Origin of the sequence: Mycobacterium sp. 48b, assembly GCF_048282725.1 — a bacterium.
Taxonomy (GTDB): Bacteria; Actinomycetota; Actinomycetes; order Mycobacteriales; family Mycobacteriaceae; genus Mycobacterium.
In genome coordinates this window covers 2,741,137-2,759,894 of sequence record NZ_JBLVUL010000001.1, presented here as the reverse complement: position 1 = coordinate 2,759,894, position 18,758 = coordinate 2,741,137, and the positions used below count along the sequence as shown (strand labels likewise).

The 18,758-nt window shown below is 66.1% G+C and carries 17 protein-coding genes; 6 read left to right on the top strand and 11 right to left on the bottom strand.

What is annotated here, in order from left to right; genetic code table 11:
• The first annotated feature begins 37 nt into the window (after positions 1-37).
• Both ACNQR1_RS13505 and ACNQR1_RS13500 read left to right on the top strand, forming a co-directional pair.
• Complete coding sequence (locus tag ACNQR1_RS13505; protein ID WP_418046739.1) at positions 38-1,162, top strand: acyl-CoA dehydrogenase family protein; 1,125 nt, start codon at positions 38-40, stop codon at positions 1,160-1,162.
• 60 nt (positions 1,163-1,222) lie between these two features.
• Positions 1,223-1,972: an acyl-CoA dehydrogenase family protein gene (locus ACNQR1_RS13500; RefSeq protein WP_418050357.1), complete on the top strand. Its 750-nt coding sequence runs from the start codon at positions 1,223-1,225 to the stop codon at positions 1,970-1,972.
• Between the two features lie 157 nt (positions 1,973-2,129).
• Here the strand turns inward: ACNQR1_RS13500 and ACNQR1_RS13495 are convergent, their stop codons facing one another.
• Together ACNQR1_RS13495 and ACNQR1_RS13490 are read right to left on the bottom strand one after the other, a co-directional pair.
• On the bottom strand, positions 2,130-3,617 hold the full coding sequence (locus tag ACNQR1_RS13495; RefSeq protein WP_418046737.1) for an adenylate/guanylate cyclase domain-containing protein: 1,488 nt from the start codon (positions 3,615-3,617) through the stop codon (positions 2,130-2,132).
• Positions 3,618-3,632: 15 nt separating this feature from the next.
• Positions 3,633-4,415, bottom strand: coding sequence for an enoyl-CoA hydratase (locus tag ACNQR1_RS13490; protein WP_418046735.1), 783 nt, complete (start codon positions 4,413-4,415; stop codon positions 3,633-3,635).
• A 205-nt stretch (positions 4,416-4,620) separates the two neighbouring features.
• Between ACNQR1_RS13490 and ACNQR1_RS13485 the strand changes: the two genes are divergently transcribed.
• The 3 genes from ACNQR1_RS13485 to ACNQR1_RS13475 all read left to right on the top strand — a co-directional run bounded on the left by ACNQR1_RS13485 (position 4,621) and on the right by ACNQR1_RS13475 (position 7,435).
• Positions 4,621-5,340, top strand: coding sequence for a TetR/AcrR family transcriptional regulator (locus ACNQR1_RS13485; RefSeq protein WP_418046733.1), 720 nt, complete (start codon positions 4,621-4,623; stop codon positions 5,338-5,340).
• 49 nt (positions 5,341-5,389) lie between these two features.
• A complete protein-coding gene (locus ACNQR1_RS13480) occupies positions 5,390-6,442 on the top strand; it encodes a dihydrodipicolinate reductase (RefSeq protein WP_418046731.1) in 1,053 nt (350 codons plus the stop codon).
• 147 nt (positions 6,443-6,589) lie between these two features.
• The gene (locus ACNQR1_RS13475) at positions 6,590-7,435 is read left to right on the top strand and encodes a mycofactocin-coupled SDR family oxidoreductase (protein WP_418046729.1); all 846 of its coding nucleotides are present in this window, start codon (positions 6,590-6,592) and stop codon (positions 7,433-7,435) included.
• A gap of 10 nt (positions 7,436-7,445) precedes the next feature.
• On the opposite strand, the gene ACNQR1_RS13470 is transcribed toward ACNQR1_RS13475, so the two are convergent.
• On the bottom strand, positions 7,446-8,252 hold the full coding sequence (locus ACNQR1_RS13470; RefSeq protein WP_418046727.1) for an SDR family NAD(P)-dependent oxidoreductase: 807 nt from the start codon (positions 8,250-8,252) through the stop codon (positions 7,446-7,448).
• Positions 8,253-8,291: 39 nt separating this feature from the next.
• Here ACNQR1_RS13470 and ACNQR1_RS13465 point away from each other — a divergent pair, with 39 nt between their 5' ends.
• A complete protein-coding gene (locus ACNQR1_RS13465; RefSeq protein ID WP_418046725.1) occupies positions 8,292-9,569 on the top strand; it encodes a hypothetical protein in 1,278 nt (425 codons plus the stop codon).
• An 18-nt stretch (positions 9,570-9,587) separates the two neighbouring features.
• Here the strand turns inward: ACNQR1_RS13465 and ACNQR1_RS13460 are convergent, their stop codons facing one another.
• Genes ACNQR1_RS13460 through ACNQR1_RS13425 form a run of 8 tightly spaced genes read right to left on the bottom strand, consistent with a single transcriptional unit; the run spans position 9,588 to position 18,710 of the window.
• Entirely contained in the window at positions 9,588-12,014 is a 2,427-nt protein-coding gene (locus ACNQR1_RS13460) for a CaiB/BaiF CoA transferase family protein (RefSeq protein ID WP_418046723.1), read from the bottom strand.
• Between the two features lie 4 nt (positions 12,015-12,018).
• Positions 12,019-13,002, bottom strand: a complete 984-nt coding sequence (locus tag ACNQR1_RS13455; protein WP_418046721.1) for an enoyl-CoA hydratase/isomerase family protein — start codon at positions 13,000-13,002, stop codon at positions 12,019-12,021.
• Complete coding sequence (locus ACNQR1_RS13450; protein ID WP_418046719.1) at positions 12,995-14,128, bottom strand: M24 family metallopeptidase; 1,134 nt, start codon at positions 14,126-14,128, stop codon at positions 12,995-12,997. Before ACNQR1_RS13450 ends, ACNQR1_RS13455 begins: the two co-directional genes overlap by 8 nt.
• Positions 14,118-15,398 carry a M24 family metallopeptidase gene (locus ACNQR1_RS13445; RefSeq protein WP_418046717.1) on the bottom strand — a complete coding sequence of 427 codons (1,281 nt, stop codon included), beginning with the start codon at positions 15,396-15,398 and terminating at the stop codon, positions 14,118-14,120. Before ACNQR1_RS13445 ends, ACNQR1_RS13450 begins: the two co-directional genes overlap by 11 nt.
• Complete coding sequence (locus ACNQR1_RS13440; RefSeq protein ID WP_418046715.1) at positions 15,395-16,564, bottom strand: amidohydrolase family protein; 1,170 nt, start codon at positions 16,562-16,564, stop codon at positions 15,395-15,397. The genes ACNQR1_RS13445 and ACNQR1_RS13440 overlap by 4 nt, the downstream gene beginning before the upstream one ends.
• A gap of 50 nt (positions 16,565-16,614) precedes the next feature.
• The gene (locus tag ACNQR1_RS13435; RefSeq protein WP_418046713.1) at positions 16,615-17,832 is read right to left on the bottom strand and encodes a cytochrome P450; all 1,218 of its coding nucleotides are present in this window, start codon (positions 17,830-17,832) and stop codon (positions 16,615-16,617) included.
• A gap of 21 nt (positions 17,833-17,853) precedes the next feature.
• Entirely contained in the window at positions 17,854-18,048 is a 195-nt protein-coding gene (locus ACNQR1_RS13430; protein ID WP_418046711.1) for a ferredoxin, read from the bottom strand.
• Positions 18,045-18,710, bottom strand: a complete 666-nt coding sequence (locus tag ACNQR1_RS13425; RefSeq protein ID WP_418046709.1) for a TetR/AcrR family transcriptional regulator — start codon at positions 18,708-18,710, stop codon at positions 18,045-18,047. Before ACNQR1_RS13425 ends, ACNQR1_RS13430 begins: the two co-directional genes overlap by 4 nt.
• Positions 18,711-18,758: the final 48 nt, after the last annotated feature.

Below are 18,758 nucleotides of genomic sequence, written 5' to 3'. Positions count from 1 at the left end.
ATCTGAAATGCGGGAGCCGAGCATGCGAGGCAACCGCATGAGCGAGCTGTTCGAACCCGCGGCTTTCCGTACGGCGCTGCAGGATTGGCTCGCCGAGAATGACCTGACGCCACCCGATGACCATTCGCTCGAAGGTCACATGCGCCAGTTCGCCCGCGTGCAGAAGGCACTGTACGACGGGGGCTGGAGCCGCTACGGCTGGCCCGAGCACGCCGGCGGCCTGGGCGGTCCGGAGATGCTGCGCGCCATCGTCGGCGAGGAGGTCGTCGGCCGCAGGCTGGCCGAGCCCGGCCCCTACTCGATGCTGGAAGTGCTGGCGCCGACGATGATCGACTACGCGCCCAAAGAACTGGCCGCCGAGATGGTGCCGAAGCTGCTTTCCGGCGAAGAGCAGTGGTGCCAAGGCTTCTCCGAACCGGGCTCGGGCAGCGACCTGGCATCGCTGACCACCAGAGCGGTCCAGCGCGAGGACGGCAAGTGGGTCATCAACGGCCAGAAGGTCTGGACCAGCTTCGCGCAGTACTCACATCGGTGCATCCTGCTCACCCGCACCGGCGATGCGGACACCCCCAACCACCAAGCGATCACGGCCTTCTTCGTCGACACCGACTCCCCCGGCATCACTGTCCGGCCGTTGCGCACCATGCACGATGTCGATGAGTTCTGCGAGGTGTATTTCGACGACGTCGAGGTCGACGCGAGCCGGATGCTGGGCAATCCCGGCGACGGCTGGCAACTGGCGATGGACCTGCTTCCCTACGAGCGTTCGACCTGCTTCTGGCAGCGCATCGCTTATCTGTACTCGCGGTTCGACGCACTGGTCGACGCAGTGAAACGGCAAGGGCAGGTGGTGGATACGGATCTCGGAGAGGTCTACCTGGCCCTGCACACACTGCGCTGCCGTTCGGCGGCAACCCAGCGCCGGCTGGCCGAGGGCCACCGGCTTGGACCGGACACCTCGATCGACAAGGTGCTGCTGGCAAGTGCCGAACAGCTGCTCTACGACACCGCGCGCAACCTGATGCCCGGCGTCATCGAACTCGAAGACTCCGAATGGCGCACCGAGTACCTGTACTCGAGGGCGTCGACCATTTACGGCGGCACCGCCGAGGTGCAACGCAACATCATCGCGCGCCGCCTGCTGGACCTCGGGAAGGAGTGAGGCGTGACCGATTTGGATACCGAATCTCTCGGCCTGCTCGAAGACACTCTGCGCAAGACCATGCTGTCGGTCTCGGGCGCCAAGCTGGACGCCGCGCTGGCCGAACTCGGCTGGGCCGAGATGCTGTCCGACATGCCAGAGGTCGCCATGCCACTGGTGTTCCGGCTGCTGGGCGAAACGGGTTCGCACGCCTCGATTCTCAACGATGTGCTGCTTGAGACCATCGGAGGTCTACCCGGCGGAACGCCGCCGATGCCCTATGCCGGTGGCACCTGGGTCATCTGGGAACGCGAGGATCCCCCGGCCGGCGCCAACCACACAATGGGTGGACTGCCCCTGCGGGAGGTACCCGACGGCCAGTTGCTCCGGGTATCGGAGGCGCGCCGCGCCCTGGGCTGGTGGCTGGTCGGCTCGGCCCGTGCCATGCTGGCCCTGGCCCGACAGCACGCATTGGACCGGGTCCAGTTCGGCAAGCCGATCTCGTCCTTCCAGGCCGTGCGGCACCGGCTGGCCGAGACACTCGTGGCCATCGAAGGCGCCGAGGCCACGCTGAGCCTGCCCGGTGCGGACAACGTCGACCTGAACTCGCTGCTGGCCAAGGCGGCCGCGGGCAAGGCCGCACTCACTGCGGCGAAGCACTGCCAACAGGTGCTCGGCGGCATCGGCTTCACCGAGGAGCACGAGCTGCACAACCACGTCAAGCGGGTTCTGGTGCTCGACGGGTTGCTCAGCAGCTCAAGGGAACTCACCCGCAAGGCCGGCGCCGGCCTGCGGGCCCGCGGAACCGTGCCTCGCCTGGCCCAGCTGTAGGTTTTTTCCACCGCGAGCGTGCGGGTCTGCCGCCCGACACGCCGCGGTGGAGCGGCAGTGAGTGCACGCTCGCACCGGTCGAGCGTGCACGAAGTACGGCTATTTGTCGGCGTGTCGGCCGGCAGACCCGCACGCTCGCGGAGAACGACGCTCGCCGCTACGGCGAGTCCGCAACGGGCTCGGCGAAGACCGTGGCCGTCGAGCGACCGCGCAGCACCGTCGAACCGCGCACCACCCAGTGCTCCCCTTCGTCGGCATCGGCATGGGCCAGTGCACTTCCCGAGCACAACACCGTCGACTCGCGGTCCTTGGCGTGGTCGGCCAGCCGCGCCGCCTCGTTGACCGCATCGCCGATCACGGTGTACTCGTAGCGGTTCTCGGCGCCGATGTTGCCAGCGAACACGGACCCGCACGAAATGCCCACGCCGAATTCCACATCCGGCAGTTCGTGCAGCCGCGGGACCAGCGCCCGCGCGGTGGCCAGCGCCGACGAGGCCGGGTTGTCCAGCCGTAGCGGCGCGCCGAAGACAGCCAGTACCGCGTCACCCTCGAATTTGTTGATCAAGCCGTGATGCCGCTCGACGGTGTCCACCACGATCTTGAAGAACCCGTTGAGCAGCTGTGCCACTTCCTGCGGCGGTCGGGAGGCTGCCAGCGCGGTCGAGCCGACGAGATCGACGTAGAGGACGGCGGCCTCGCGGACGTCACCGGTGACCGCCACGCCCTGCTGCAGTGCATGCCGGGCCACATCGACGCCGACATAGCGACCGAACAAGTCTCGCAACCGGTTCCGCTCGGCCAGGCCGGCCAGCATCCGGTTGAATCCGTACTGGAGCCGGCCTATCTCTGACGACTCGTAGACCTTGACCGACACACCGGACCAGCCGCGCTCAACCGCCTTCATGGCCAGGACGACTTCTCCGACGGGATCGGAGACCGAACGCGCCACGAGAACCATCGACCGAAGTCCGAAAACCAGCGAGATGACTGCCACCACCAGCACCGCAGCCTCGACAGGCGCCGTCTTCTGCACGAACCAGCCGTTGGAGCGGGCAAGCACGATCAGTGCGATGCCCGCCAAGGGCAGCCCACTGAACAGCGTCCAGATGGTGACGAGGCGGGCCAGCACACCCGGCATCCGGACGATCGTCGCCGAGGACGCGGTGAGCGATGCTGCGACGATCGGCCGCAACATCCGTTGCGTCACCAGGAATCCCATACAGGCGGCCGCCACGCCGCCGAAGAGAATCGCACCCCCCATCACATACGCGACGCCTCCCCCGGCATCGAGGTTCAGCAGCGTGTAGACGACCGCGCTGACCGCCCACGTGGTGAACTGGATGATGGTCTGCCGCGGCGCGATGCGCATGGCGGCGCGCTGCTGTTGTGGCGTCGGATCCTTACCCGCGGCAAACCATTTGAACGTCGGGTGGAGGTTGACCCAGCCCACGACGGTATCCACGATTGCCGCCGCGACCATCAACGAGATCAGCGCGACCAGATTCGCCTGGGTCAGCAGCTCACGTGCGTCACCCACGGTGTTGCGGCTCAGCGCGAACACCACGAGCGTCACCGCGGCCGCGGCGGTGGTCTGCGCGTAGATCTGTCTGGCCGCGTAACTCACGCTGAGCCGGATCGCCCCCATCGGAGAGGCCCCGGCCTACTTGATGTTCTGCTTCATTCCGTCGATACCCATAAGGACCGGCCAGCCGCTGACACTGAGTGCATTGCCGTGCCCGGTCTGGTGGATGTCGAACACCGATTGGATCGCGGCGTAGAAGCCCTGTACGTCGAGGGTCTGATTGACGGCGCGTTTGGCCTGACGGAGCGCGAACGCCGGCATCTGCGCGATCTGTGCGGCCAGCTCAGCGGTCTGGGCGTCGAGTTCGTCCCGCGGCACCACGCGGTTGACCATGCCGGTGCGCTCGGCCTCCTCGGCGGTCAAGGCCCGGCCGGTGAACAGGATCTCCTTGGCCTTGCGGGCACCGAGTTCCCAGGTGTGCCCGTGGTACTCGACACCGCCGATACCCATCAGTGCCACCGGGTCGGAGAACAGCGCGTCGTCGGCGGCCAGGATCAGGTCGCACGGCCAGCAGAGCAGAAGACCGCCGGAGATGCAGCGGCCCTGGACCGCCGCGATCGACGGTTTGGGCACATTGCGCCACCGCAGCGTGTACTCCAGATAGCGCCGGGACTCGTGCTCGATGAGAAATTCCAGGGTGATCTTGTCGGGCACCGGCCCACCGCCACGCAGGTCATGACCCGCCGAGAAGTGCTTGCCGTTGGCCCGCAGCACGATCACCTTCACATCGCGGTCATCGGCAGCCCTGGTCCACGCCGCGTCGAGCTCGTCGAGCAGTTCGGGGTTCTGCGCATTGGCGGCTTCCGGCCGGTTGAGTGTGATCGTGGCGATCGAATCGGCAACGTCGTAGTCGATGTACACGTGTTTCCTTCTGTTCACAGCTGCCACACGACAGCCGACATCGCGACCGCGGCACCACCCGCGAACAGCGCCCCGGCGGCGCCAAATTTGATGCGAAACCCTTCTTCCCAAAGGACTTCTATAATTCCCTTCGTGAGAATACTATTCTCACAGTACGAAAGTTACAATCTCCGACACGTTGGCCGCGAGGGGGTCTGGCACCACAATGGCAAGGCGTTCTCCGGTACAGTCAGTTCATGTTCTCCCCACTCGACAAGCGTCGGAGCCGCCAGTGACTACCGCTGGCGAAGAACCCGCGTGGAAGCAACGAGCTGTCGAGCGGTCGATCAAAACGGCCAAGTTGCGCGCCGCCCAGCGCGTGCAGCGGTTCCTCGACGCGGCCCAGGCGATCATCATCGAGAAGGGCAGCACCGACTTCACGGTCCAAGAGGTCGTGGACCGCTCCCGCCAGTCACTGCGGAGCTTCTACCTGCAGTTCGATGGTAAGCACGAGCTCCTGCTCGCGTTGTTCGAGGATGCACTGAGCCGCTCGGCCGACCAGATCAGGGCCGCCACCTCGACGCAGGGCGAGCCGATCGAGCGACTCAAGGTCGCCATTCAGCTGCTTTTCGAATCGTCACGGCCCGATCCCGCCGCCAAGCGCCCGCTGTTCACCGACTTCGCACCGCGTTTGCTGGTGTCGCACCCGTCGGAGGTGAAGGTCGCGCACGCACCGCTGCTGGCCCTGCTCACCGAGCTCATGGAGGAGGCCTCCGAGGCCGGCCAGCTGCGCGACGGGATCAACCCGCGACGGATGGCCGCGATGACCATGCAGACGGTGATGTTCGTCGCACAATCCAGCGGCGGAGCCGACGATGCGTCGATCCACCCCATCACGGCCGACGAGGTCTGGGACTTCGTCGCCAACGGATTCGCCGCCAGCTAGCTGAGAATTTCGTTCTCCTAAGGAAAGAATTCTCCTTACACTCAGACGCGTGCCCGATCTCCGGACTTACCGCCATCGCGTCGCGCAATGGGCGACCGGCACCATCGGAACCCACGCTTTGCGCTCGATCATCGAGCATCCGAACCTGGACCTGAGCGCTGTTCATGTCTTCGGCGCCGACAAGGTCGGCACCGATGCGGGCGACCTGTGCGGCCTGAACCCCACCGGCATCACGGCCACCAACCGCATCGAGGCCATCCTCGACGCCGCGCCCGACTGTGTGCTCTACATGCCCGCGGCACCCGACATCGAGCAGCTGTGCCGGCTGCTGGGCGCGGGAATCAACGTGGTCAGCACCTGCGGCCAGTTCCACCACCCGGCGTCGATCGACCCGGCATTGCACTCCGTTGTCAGCGACGCCTGCGCGCTCGGCAACGCGACGCTCTATGCCACCGGAAGCAGCCCCGGGTTCATCACCGAGGCGATACCGCTGGCATTGACCTCGGTCCAGCGCCGGCTGGACCTTCTCGCGATCGACGAGTACGCCGATCTGTCCCAACGCAATTCACCGGAGCTGCTGTTCGACGTCATGGGCTTCGGCCGTCCGCCGTCGGGCCCCTTCGACGAGCGTCGGGCCGCCCACCTGCAGGCCAGTTTCGGCCCGTCACTGCGCCTGGTCGCCGACGCGATCGGGCTGCCGCTGGACTCGGTGCTCACCGAGGGCCAGTGGGGCCTCGCGGCCCACGACACCACAATCCGGGCCGGCCAGCTGGCCGCCGGAACGGTGGCTGCGCAACGAATCACCGTCTCGGGGCTGCGCGCAGGGCGTCGGCTGCTGAGATTCCGGGCGACCTGGTACTGCTGCACGGACCTCACCGAGGACTGGGACCTGCGCCCGACGGGATGGCACCTCAGCGTCGACGGCGACGCACCCCTGGACATCGACGTCCGGATGCCGATTCCGCTCGATCAGATGGCCGCGATATCCCCGGGCTACACGGCGAACCGCGCGGTCAACGCGGTGCCTTTCGTCTGCGCGGCCGCGCCCGGAATCCACTCGACCCTGGACCTGCCGCAAATCGTCGCCACGATGAACGTGTGAGAACACGATTCTTCTAAGCGGAGAGTACAAATTGCCTCAAACGTATCTGTCATTGACACAGCAGGCGACCCGGTGACACAGTTGCTGAGCAGGTGCACAGTACTTCACCGAGTATGTGCCGGACACGAAACAGAACTGGGGTAATCAATGACTGGACGGGTGGAAGGCAAGGTCGCGTTCGTCACCGGCGCGGCCCGCGGCCAGGGGCGTAGCCACGCGGTACGACTGGCGCAGGAAGGCGCCGACATCATCGCGCTCGACATCTGTGGACCGATCCGGCCCGGCGTTGAGACCGCCATCCCGGCCTCCACCTCCGATGACCTGGCCGAGACCGCCAACCTCATCAAGGGACTCAACCGACGCGTCGTCACCGCCGAGGTCGACGTGCGCGACGCCGATGCGATCAAGGCCGCCGTCGACAGCGGCGTCGAGCAGCTCGGCCGCCTCGACATCATCGTGGCCAACGCCGGCATCGGCAACGGCGGCGACGTGCTGCACGAGACCAGCCAGCTGGACTGGGACGAGATGATCGACATCAACCTCTCGGGCGTCTGGAAGTCGGTCAAAGCCGGTGTGCCGCACCTGATCGAAGGCGGCCGCGGCGGCTCGATCGTCCTGACCAGCTCGGTCGGCGGGCTCAAGGCGTACCCGCACTGTGGTAACTATGTCGCCGCCAAGCACGGCGTCGTCGGCCTCATGCGCGGCTTCGCCGTGGAGCTGGGTCAGCACAACATCCGTTGCAACACCGTGCATCCCACCCATGTGGCGACCCCGATGCTGCACAACGACGGCACCTTCAAGATGTTCCGGCCCGATCTGGAGAACCCGGGTCCCGACGACATGGCGCCGATCTGCCAGCTGTTCCACACCCTGCCCATTCCGTGGGTCGAGGCCGTGGACATCAGCAACGCGGTGCTGTTCCTGGCCTCCGACGAGGCGCGTTACATCACCGGCGTGACGCTGCCGGTCGACGCGGGAAGCTGCCTCAAGTAAGTCCGGACCCCTAGCCCGGACCGAGTGTGGCGGCGCCGGTCTGCGGGTGGCGGTACCAGCCACCCGCAGCCCGAGTGCCACCGTCGACGTGAATCGTCTGCCCGGTGATATAGCCGGACAGACCGGAAGCCAGAAATACTGCCGTTCCTGCGATTTCGTCGACATGACCAGCCCGACCCAGCGGGATGGAATCAGCGATACCCGGGGGCGGACCGTCCGGCGACAGAGCCAAGAGCCCCTCGGTGATGGTGAGGTCGGGAGCGATCGCGTTGACCCGGATGTTGTGCGGGGCAAGCTCGTACGACGCGGTCTGAGTGTAGTTGATGACGCCTGCTTTCGCGGCCGCGTATGCGGCGTACCCGGGGGCGGCTCGCACGCCCTCGATCGACGTGAGATTGATGATGCTGCCCGGCAATTCATCTGCGACCAATCGGCGCGCGACCCGCTGTGTGCACAACAGCACGTGGCGCAGATTGCTTTTGTACAGTGCGTCCCAGCCGTTCTCGCTCGTCTCCAACAGCGGCGAGGAGAACACGCCGCCGGCATTGTTGACCAGGATGCGTACCGGCCCCAGTTCGGCCGCGGTCCGTGTCAACGCGGCGTCCACCTGCGGGGAGTCACGAACATCGGTGACGATGCCCAGGGCGCCGATGGATTCGGCGGACTCTGCGCAGCTGTCCGCGTCGCGCTCCCATATGGCCACCGTGGCACCGAAAGCCGCGAGGCCTGCAGCGATACCCCGGCCGATACCGGTGCCACCGCCGGTGACAACTGCCACCTGTCCGGTGAGCAGAACGTCAGAGGGATTGATAGCCATGGCTATTCAGGTTAGTGGCGAGATGGGTGAGGAGGCCAGATGCGGCGCTGGGTGATCGGAGACGGAACCGGGCTCGAGTTTCCCGCTGATCCGGACACCCTCCGCAGTGCCGGCCCGGACTTCCTGACCTGCGCCCTGCGCACTTTCGGCGTTCTCCCGCACGGCAATCGGATCACCGAGATCACCCGCTTCGAGGAATGCGTCGGGGGCAGTACCGGCCGCAAGGCCCTACTGGATGTGCGCTACGCGGATCCGGGCGACCGGCTGCCCGAGGAACTGTTCGTGAAGTTCTCCCGCGACTTCGACAGCCCACGCCGGGACCGGGGCAAGTCGCAGATGGAGCTCGAGGTGGCGTTCGGAGCGTTGTCAGCCCGGACAGAGCTGCCGGTCACGGTGCCGGTGTGCCTGTTCGCCGACTACCACGCCGCATCGTGCACCGGGATGCTGTTGACCGAGCGGATCGCGTTCGGCACCTCCGCGGTTGAACCGCACTACGACAAATGCCTCGACTACCGGATGCCCGATCCCCTCGGGCATTACCGGGCCCTGCTCACCTCGGTGGCGCGGCTGGCCGGCGCCCACCGGTCCGGGTCCCTTCCCGACACGGTGACCGATCAGTTCCGTTTCGACGCCGCCAAAGTGACGGTCGGCGCCCGGACACACCACTCCCCTGACGAGCTCGCCGGGCAGATCCTCCGACTGGCCGCATTCACGGCCCGTTATCCGGCCCTGCTGCCGCCGAGCGTCGGCCACCCCGAGTTCACCGCCCGCATGCTCGCCGACGTGGGCCGGATCGCGGCTGCCGAGGACGCCATCATGGCCTGGCTGCACACCACCGTGGACCAGGTCGCGCTCTGCCACTGGAACGCCAACGTCGACAATGCCTGGTTCTGGACCGAGCCGGACGGGACATTGAAGTGCGGTTTGATGGACTGGGGCTGCGTCAGCGTGATGAATGTCGCCATGGCCCTGTGGGGCTCGCTGTGCAGCGCCGAGACAGAGATCTGGGAACGGCATCTCGACGGGCTGCTGGATCACTTCGCCGCCGAGTTTCACACCGCCGGCGGGCCAGCACTCGACACCGCGCGGCTACGCACCCAGCTGCTGCTCTACGCCGCGGTGATGGGAGTCGCCTGGCTCCTCGATGCTCCTGCCCACCTCACGGCCGCGCTGCCCGATCAGGACATCGACCGCTTCGATCCACGGATCGCCGACAACGAGCCGGTGCGGGCCCAACTGCTGATGCTCGGCAACGTCCTCCACCTATGGGAAACACAGGATTTCGGCGCGTTGCTCGACGAATTCGAGTATCGCTGAGTTCGGCTCGCCGCCCGCTCAGCGGGCGGCCTTGCGGCGTCCGCCGACCCCGGGCTCGGTGCCGATCACGCCGTCTGTGGCCAGAGCGGTGATCTCCTCGTCGGACAGCCCCAGTTCGGTCAGCAGTTCGTGATTGTGCTCGCCGAGCAGCGGCGCGGGCTGCCGGTGCAGCGCCCGTGGCCCGTTGGCCAGCGAGACCGGCAGTGTGCTGTGTGGTGCGGCGTTGTTCACCGGGTGCCCGACATGTTCGAAGAACCGCCGGAACCGCAGCTGCGGCAGCTCCAACTGCCGGTGCGGCTGCATCACCTTGGCCACCGGAACGCCCACGGGCCACAGGGTTTCGACGATCTCATCACCACTGCGCGGTAGACACCAGGCGGCGAGCTTCTCGTCGATCAGATCGTGCTGGGCCCTCCGCCCGTCGGCAGAATCCAACGCCGGATCCATCGCCCAATCCGGCTGCCCGATGGCCGCGCGCAAGGCGGCCCACTGGGTGTCGGTGCTCACCGCGATCGCCACCCAGCTGTCTGCCCGGCCGAACTCGTCGATCTCGGCGCTCTGGTAGATGTTCTGCGGCGCCGCGGCGGGCCCGCGGTTGCCGTCGCGTTGCAGCAGCGCACCGTAGGCCGAGTACTCGATGACCTGTTCGGCGGCGACATTGAGCGCCGCGTCGACCATCGCGGCCTCTACCAGCACTCCCTGTCCGGTTCGGCGGCGGTGCTCGAGCGCCAGCATCAACCCCGACAGGGCGTGCACTCCGGCATTGGGATCACCGATCGAATACGGTTCGAACGGAGTGCGATCCGGGTAGCCGGTGAGCCAACTCAACCCGGAAGCGTCCTCGATGATGTAGGCGAATGCCGGGTTGTCCCGCCACGGCCCGTCCAGCCCGAAGCCGGGCATGCGCACCATGATGATGTCCTCGCGCAGCTCCCGCAGCGAATCGAAATCGAGCCCGATCTGTTCGATCACACGCGGGGTGAAGTTCTCCACCACCACGTCGCAGGTGGCGATCAGCCGACGCAACAGATCCCGGCCCTGCTCGGTCTGGAAGTCAAGGGTCAGGCTCTTCTTGTTCGTGTTGAGCGCACTGAAGATCGGCGAGCGTTCCCACCACTGCTCCACGGTGGCCGGGATGCCGGCGATCAACCGCGTGCCGTCCGGTCGCGGGGTCGACTCCAGATGGATCACCTCGGCGCCGAGCATGCCCAGCGGGTGCGTGCACGACGGACCGGCCCAGAACGTGGTCATGTCGAGCACGCGTAACCCGCTGAACGGCAGCCGATCCCCGCCGGGCACACCGACCGGCACATCACGCGGAGTCAGCTCCGTGGCCCGGATCTGTTCGGTGTGCTCCCCCAGCCGTGGAGCCGGCGCCGCTTCACGCAACGCCACCCCGGGCAGCCGGTACGGCGCGGCGGGCTGGGTGAACCCGCGTTGCGGATTGCGGACGAACGCCCGCCGTTGCACGAAATGATCCATGGTGGTGACATTTTCACCGTTGCCGACCGGCGAGTTGGGGATCCGGAACGCCGCTGCCAGTTCACGAAGGTCTTCCGCCCGTTGCTCACGCACCCACGCGTAAAGCTCCTCGGCGTGCAGGTTGGCCTGCTGGGTGATCGTGAGCTCGGTGGTCTCGTCGATCCATTCGTCGTGCCCCGACATCGCACACAGGTCCCACCACTGCTGGGCGGTACCGCATCCGAGTGCGACCAGACCGTCGGCCGCCTCGGCGACCCCGGGAACCGTGGGTCTGCGCTCGTCACGCCACGGGCGGCCCAGCATCTCGAAGTAGGTGACCGGGTAGTACGTCAACCCCAGAACTTGAGCCTCCAGCGCCGACAGGTCGACCAGCTCACCGTGGCCGTCCCGGATCGCCCGCGTCCGGAACGCCAGCGTCATCGCCGCCGCATAGGCGCCCGCGAGCCAGTCACCCACCTGGCCGCCGATGGACACCGGCGCCCGGTCCTGCACGCCGCGACCGATACCGATCGCCCCACCCGACCACGCCTGCAAGGTGAATTCGGTGGCTGCCCGGCCGCTCCACGGACCGTCCAACCCGAACGGGGTGATCGTGGTGACGATCAGGTGCCGATGCCGGCGAAAGAGATCCTCCGGTGCGATCGACTGAGCGACAGCCGATTCCGGAGACCAGATCACCGCGTCCGCGCCTGCCGCCAGCTGGTCCAGCAGTCGACGGTCGTCCGGGTGGTCCGGATCGACGATCACACTGCGTTTACCGCCCGCGAGGAAGGTGAACAGAGCGCCGTCCTCGTCGGGGTCGATGTGCGCGCCGGACGCCGACCAGCGGCGCAACGGGTCACCCTCGGGGGCTTCGACTTTGATCACTTCGGCGCCGCCGTCGGCGAGGATCTTCGTGGCGTACGCCCCGGCGATCCCGCTGGACAGGTCGACGACGGTGTAGCCGTCAAGTGGTGCGCTCATGTGCTTATTCGGGTTTCGCCCTGTTCTTCTTGGAGAGCCGGAAATCGGGAGGGAACTTGCTGTCGTTGTCGTTGACCGCGGCCGACAACCCGGAGTCGATCGACTCGAACATGTCCAGGTCGTCATCGCTGTCGTTGGCCACGCCGTTGCCCATCGACTCGAAGAACGCGCTCAGCAGGCTCCCCATGTACTCACCCTGCTGCTGTTTGAAGATCTCGAAGAACATCTTCTGCTGAAAGACCGTGTCCACCGGCCGGTTCCGGGTACAGGCCAGCGCGTACTTCTGCACTTCGGCTTCGAGCTGGTCGCGGGGAACCACCTTGTTCAGGAAGTTGCAGTCGTACATCTCCGAGGCGGTGAACGGCCGTCCGGTGAAGACCATCTCCTGGAACTTCCGCAGACCCATCATCTGGACCCACGTCCACATCCGCGGTCCCCAACCGTGATACCGGAACGACGGATGCCCGAACAGGGCATCGTCGGACGAGATCACCAGATCGGCGTCGGCGCACTGGTAGAAGTGCCAGCCGTAACAGTAGCCCTTGGCCTCGACGATGCTGATCTTCTTGAAGTCCTGCAACGCACGGTTGCCTGCCTGGGAATTGGCGTACCACGAGCTGATGGTCGCGCCGTTGCGGAACGTGCCCTTGGGCGGGTACGTCACCTCCCCGACTCCGTCGTCCTCCAGGCGCAACTCGGCCAGGCGCACCGCCGGATTGTCGTTGCCTTCCATGAACTCCGGCAGATCCGCCCCGCTGCCCAGGTTGTCCCCGACGCCGCGGATGATCACCACCTTCACGTCGTTGTCGGCGTTGGCCGCTCGCAGCACATCTGCGTAGCGCAGCCGCGCCATCGACGTCGGCGCGTTGAGGAATTCCGGCCGGTTGAACGTGATGGTGGCGATCTTGGTCTTGCGGTCCTTCTCGTAGAGGATGATTTCTTCAGGTTTGGGCCGCTCTGCGGCAGAGGGCTGGAGTTGCTCAGGCATGTGCCGCCTCACTGTTCGATGGGGTCTGGGTCAGTACCTCGGGTCCGTCGGCGCCGACGACCACGGCATCACGGGTGAACACCGCACCGATGCCCTGCTCCCAGACGTAGCCCGTGACGGCAAGGACCATGCCCTCCTCGAGGATGTCGGCCTCGGCGGTCGCCCGCAGATTCGGGGCAACCACCGGCGGGTCGAATCCCAACCCGAGCCCATGTGCGACCGGCATCGCCGGCACCGGTTCCCCGGCCTGCTGGTAGGCATCCAGCAACGCGCTCGTGGGATTGCCGACGCGACAGGCATCGATCAGCCTGTCCCACAGGTCATCTCGACGCCGGTACAGTGACCGAACCGCATCCGTCGGTTCGCCCACGGACACCGTGCGCGCGACTTCGGCGACATAGCCGTCGGCGAGCACACCCGCCGACAGCACAACCAGGTCGCCCTCCCTCACGCGGCCATCTCCCTCGGCACGTCGCCACGGATGGTCCTTCGATGTGACCCACGCGGCGTCCTGCGTGGCCGGGGTGCTCACCCCACCGGCGGCCTCGGCCTCCAATATCGCACCGGCGAGGCGCTTCTCGGTGGTTCCCGGAACCAGCTCGGCGACGCCTCTCGCCAGTCCCGCTTCCGCCACGACCAGCGCGCGCCGCAGCGCCTCGATCTCCTCGGGGGTCTTCACTCGACGCGCCGCCCGCATCGCCTGCTCCCCGTCGACCAGCTCGGCGTTCGGAAAGGCCATCGGCAGCAACTTGGCGAATGTCGGTGTCAGGGCATCTGTTCCGATACGCCACGCCGAATCGGAACCCTCGATGCCTCGCAGCACATCGACCAGGGTCATCGGGTTCCACGCGAAGCCGTACAGATTCTCGTGTGGGATCTCCTCCGGGATGCCCTCGTCCCATGTGCTGTTCAGGTGAATCTCACCCGTGGCACGGACGAACGTGCAGATCGGCCCGAACGGCCGGGTACCCACCACCCACAACTGTGGTGCGCCGGAGATGTACCGGACGTTGGCCTGCCTGCCGAGTACCAGCGCGTCGAGGTCATGGGCCTCCATCTGAGCGATGGCGCGCTCCCGGCGGCTAACACGCAGCGCCAGCCCGTCGGCCTCGATTTCAGTTCCCACGGGACACCTCATAGGGGTCGTACGGATATGCGGTCAACGGCATCCAGCCGCTCTCGGTCACCACCACGATCTCCTCGCCGCGATAGCCACCGGTGCCGTCCTCCCAGACCACCGGCTCGAACACCAGCAACATGCCTTCCGGGAAGACGAAGTTGTCATCCCACTCCTGGCCGAGATCCGTTCCGATCATGGGCATTTCGGCAGCGCTGGTACCGATGCCATGTCCCAGGTAGAAGTGCGGCAGCCACGGCTTCTTCCCGCCGCCGGCCGCGGTGGCCGCCCGGCCGAGGTCGCCGCAGGTGGCGCCGGCCTTGGTCACCGAGAGCACCGCGTCGACGATGCGGCTCCATTTCTCGAACTGCTCCTGCTGGGCCGCGGTGGGATCCTGACCGACGATCCAGGTTCGTCCATGGTCGGAGCAGTAGCCGTGGTAGGCGATGGACACGTCGGTCCATAGCACGTCACCCTGCTGCAGCTCCCGCTCGGTGGTCAGCAGGGGCAGGGCGAGATCGCCGGTGGTGGTCCAAGTGCCGTCCGCCTTCGATGCGGGCATGACCTGCCAGATCGAGTCGAACATGTTGGTAGTGGCGCCCAGTTCGAAAGTACGGCGCACGAATTCGGCGGACAGGTCGATCTGGCGCACACCCGGGGCCAGCGACTTGTGGATCTCGGCAACCGCCTCTTCGGTGATCTGACACGCCCTGCGGATACAAGCGATCTGGTCGATCGTCTTGACGATCTTCGCAGCACCGACCACCGGGGCGGCATCCACTGGCGCGCTGGGGAACAGTGCACTGCCGGCTCGCCGCATCGCCCCGGTCAGCTCGTCGGTGGCGACCGTGGCACCCGCCGGAACCAAGCCGGCCAGAGTCTTCGCGAACTCCGCGACACCCTCGTCGAATTCGAGATAGACCGGCCCGTGCAGGTGATCATCGGGCAGCCCGGTTTCCATGGCCGCGCCCTCACGGAAGGGCAGGAACAGGTGCGGATGCTCGTCGTCGGCCAGCACTACCGCGATCGGCCGCTCGACATGCGACAGCCCAGCGTCGGCCAACGGCCAGGCGATACCGGTGGCGTACATGACGTTTCCGTTGCCGAGCAGCACGAGCGCGTCCACACCCTGCTCCGCCATCGCAGCGTGCAGACGCGCACCGACCTCTCGACGCATCCGGGCGAGGTCGGGCTCTGAGGGGATGTCGAGCGGGGTGAACCCGGTGTGGGCGATCTGTGTGACGCCCGTTCGGGTGGCAGTGCCCGTGGCAGTGCTCATTGGAGCCCCAGGAACTTCTGGATGTTGGTCGACACGATCTTGGTCGCGTTCTCCGGGCCGACCGCCTCGACGACCGTCGCCAGCGACTTCTCCGAGTATCCGAAGGTGCTCTCGTTGTGCGGGTAGTCGCTGGACCACATCACATTGTCGACGCCGATCTCGTCGATCAGCCGCAGCCCCAGCGGGTCGACCATGAACGACGCGGACATGTGCTTGTCCCAGTAATACCGAACGTCCTGCTGGAGCTCGTGGTTGAACATGTGCCGGTAGGAGGCCAGCATGTGCTCGGCGTCCTGCAATGCGGTGGGGACCCAGGCGATTCCGCCCTCGAACCAACCGACCTTCAGCTTGGGATGCCGATCGAGGATTCCCGAAAAGACGTACTTGGCGAACTGCTCACGGAACGAGTCGACGTTGACCATCATGCCGACCACCACGCTGTTGTTCTCGCACGGCGTCTTGGGCGGCGTCTCGCCGATGTGGTGGCTGACCGGGATGCCGGACGCCTCGATCTCGTCCCAGACAGCGTCCATCGCGGTGCTGCCGTAGTCGTAGATATTGCCCTCGTCGTCCTTGCCCGGGTTCAGCGGCAGCAGGAAAGTCTTGAGGCCGAGCGACTTCAGCTCCTCCAGGGTGCTGCGCGTACCCTTCGGGTCCCACCAGTTGATCAGGCCGACGCCGTAGAAGTGCCCGTTCGACTGCTCCTGTAGGGCAGCGATGTGCTCGTTGTAGATCCGGAACACCCGCTCACGCAACGCCTTGTCCGGGTAGTGAAAGAGGGCGAGTACAGCGTTCGGAAAAGCCAGTTCCTTGTCGATGCCGTCCTCTTTGAGCTCTCTGATGCGGGCCGCGATGTTGTTCGACGCGGCACCGGCGAGGTCGTCGTACTGCATCAGCACACGGCCGAAATCGCCTCCGGTCCAGGCCTTGCCCTTCATGCCGACCATGTAGGCGCCGTCCTCGTACCAGATCCGCGGTGCGGCACCCTTGAGCTCCTCGGGGAAGCGCTCGTAGAAGATGTCGTCGGCCACCGAGATGTGGTTGTCGGCCGAGAAGATCTCGGTGCCTTGAGGTAATCCGGAAAGTCCGTCCGCCGACGCGTGACCCTTGCGGTTCTTCGGTGCACCAAAGCCTTCCGGCGGATAGAGGGTCGTCGAAGCAGTCATCAGTGGTACTCCAATCGGGCTGTAGGGGCTGAAGGCCGGCGTGCCGGCAGTTACCACGTAACGGGGAGTTCGTAGACGCCGTAGGCGAGGCGATCGTGCTTGAACGGCACCTCGTCGAGCGGAATCGCCAGGCGCAGGGTCGGGATCCTGCGCAGCAGGGTGTGGAACACGATCTGCAGTTCGGCACGCGCGAGCTGCTGACCGACGCACTGGTGCCTGCCGTAGCCGAAGCCGAGTTGCTGGCCGGCGTCGCGGCTGAGGTCGAGCTTGTCGGGTTCGGGGTAGGCCTTTGCGTCCCAGTTGGCCGGGGACAGATCGATGATCACGCCGTCGCCCGCGCGGATCGTTTCGCCGCTGATCTCGATGTCCTCCAGCGCCACCCGGCGCTGACCGGTCTGGATGATCGACAGGTAACGCATCAGTTCCTCGACCGCGTTGGCGATCACCTTCGGATCGTCGGCCTCACGCAGGAAGTCGGCCTGTTCGGGGTTCTCCAGCAGCGCCAGGATGCCGATGCCGATCATGTTGGCGGTGGTCTCGTGCCCGGCGATCAGCAGGCCGGTGCCCAGCTGCGCGGCTTCCTTGACGCTGATCTCACCGGCAGTCACCCGCTCGGCCAGGTCGGAGACCGCGTCCTCGGACGGGTTCGCCTGCTTCTCCTCGACCAGATTGATCAGGTACTGGTGCAGGCTCATCGCGCCCTTCTGCATGGCGTCCGCCGCGGCGTAGCGGGCCAGGCCGGCGTTGGCATGCTCCTGGAAGAACTCGTGGTCTTCGTAAGGGACACCGAGCATCTCGCTGATCACCACGGTGGGCACCGGCAGCGCCAGCTTGGCAACGAGGTCGGCGGGCTGCGGGCCGGCCAGGATCTCGTCGATGCACTCGTCGGTGACCTTCTGGATCGCCGTGCGCAATCCCTCGACACGCCGGAACGTGAACGGCTTGGACAGCATCCGGCGGAACCGGGTGTGCTCCTCGGCGTCGGAGGTGAACACCGAACGCGGCCGCTTGTCGACAGTGGAGAGCATGTGCTCGTTCCAGTGCGGGAACCCCGCGATTCGGTCGTCCACACTGATCCGGGAGTCCGCGAACAGGGTCCGGGCCTCTTCATGGCCGGTGATCAACCACGGGGTGCTGCCGTTCCAGATCTTCACGCGGAACAGGCCTTTGGGGTTTCCCAGCATGGGCGGCGGCGGCGCGAACGGGCACCGCACGTCGCGTTCCATCGGGTAGTCGGGGATGTCGACTTCGGTCAGCGTCTCAGACATAGGGTGCTTCCATTCCTCAAGTCAGTCTTGAATCTCGATGGCCAGGGCTGGGCAGGCCGCCGCGGCACGGCGGGCGTTGTCGGTTTGGTCCGGTCCGGGTGTGGGTTCGAGCAGAACGACGACACCGTCCTCGTCGCGCTGGTCGAACACCTCACTGGCGTTGAGTACGCACTGCCCCGACGAGACGCACTTGTCCTGGTCGACAGTGACTTTCATATGAGGTCGCTTTCTTCGGTAACCGGCGCCATCCACAGGCCGACGATCGCATCGATCAATCCGGATGCCGCGCCCTGCCAGGTCGCCCGGGGCACGTTGCCCCCCTGGGCCATTGCTCGTTCACGGTCGGCGCAGCTGTGCATCAACAGATTGCGTGCCATGATGTTGCGCTCGGCGAGGATCTCGTCGGGAAGGTCCGGCAGGCTGTTCTTCATCCCGTCGATGACCTGGACGAGCGACTGCGAGCTCAGGGCGTCACGGACCACGATGTTGTGGTAGGCCGGATCGGTCATCACCTGGGCGGCGAACCTGGCGTACCAGGTCGGGTTACCCAGCGCGGCAAGGTGATCGGTGAGCGGCTGGACGAGGCAGGCGACCCAGTCCCGCAGCTCGGCCGAAGCGCCGGTGTCGGCCACCATCTGCTCGCGCAGGCACTCGATCGGACCACGGTGCTTGTGCTCGATCGCGCGGACCAGATCCGTCTTGGTACCGAAGTGGTAGCCGACGGCGGCGTTGTTGCCCTGCCCGGCCGCCTCACTGACCTGACGGTTGGACACCGCGAACACGCCGTGCTCGGCATAGAGCCGCTCGGCCGCCTTGAGGATCGCCTCCTGCGTACTGCTGGCCCGATCGGCACGAGCGGTCCGGTTGGCTGCTGTCACCGTTACAGTCAACGCCCCTCCTGTAATTAAGTCAAGCAGTTGATTTAA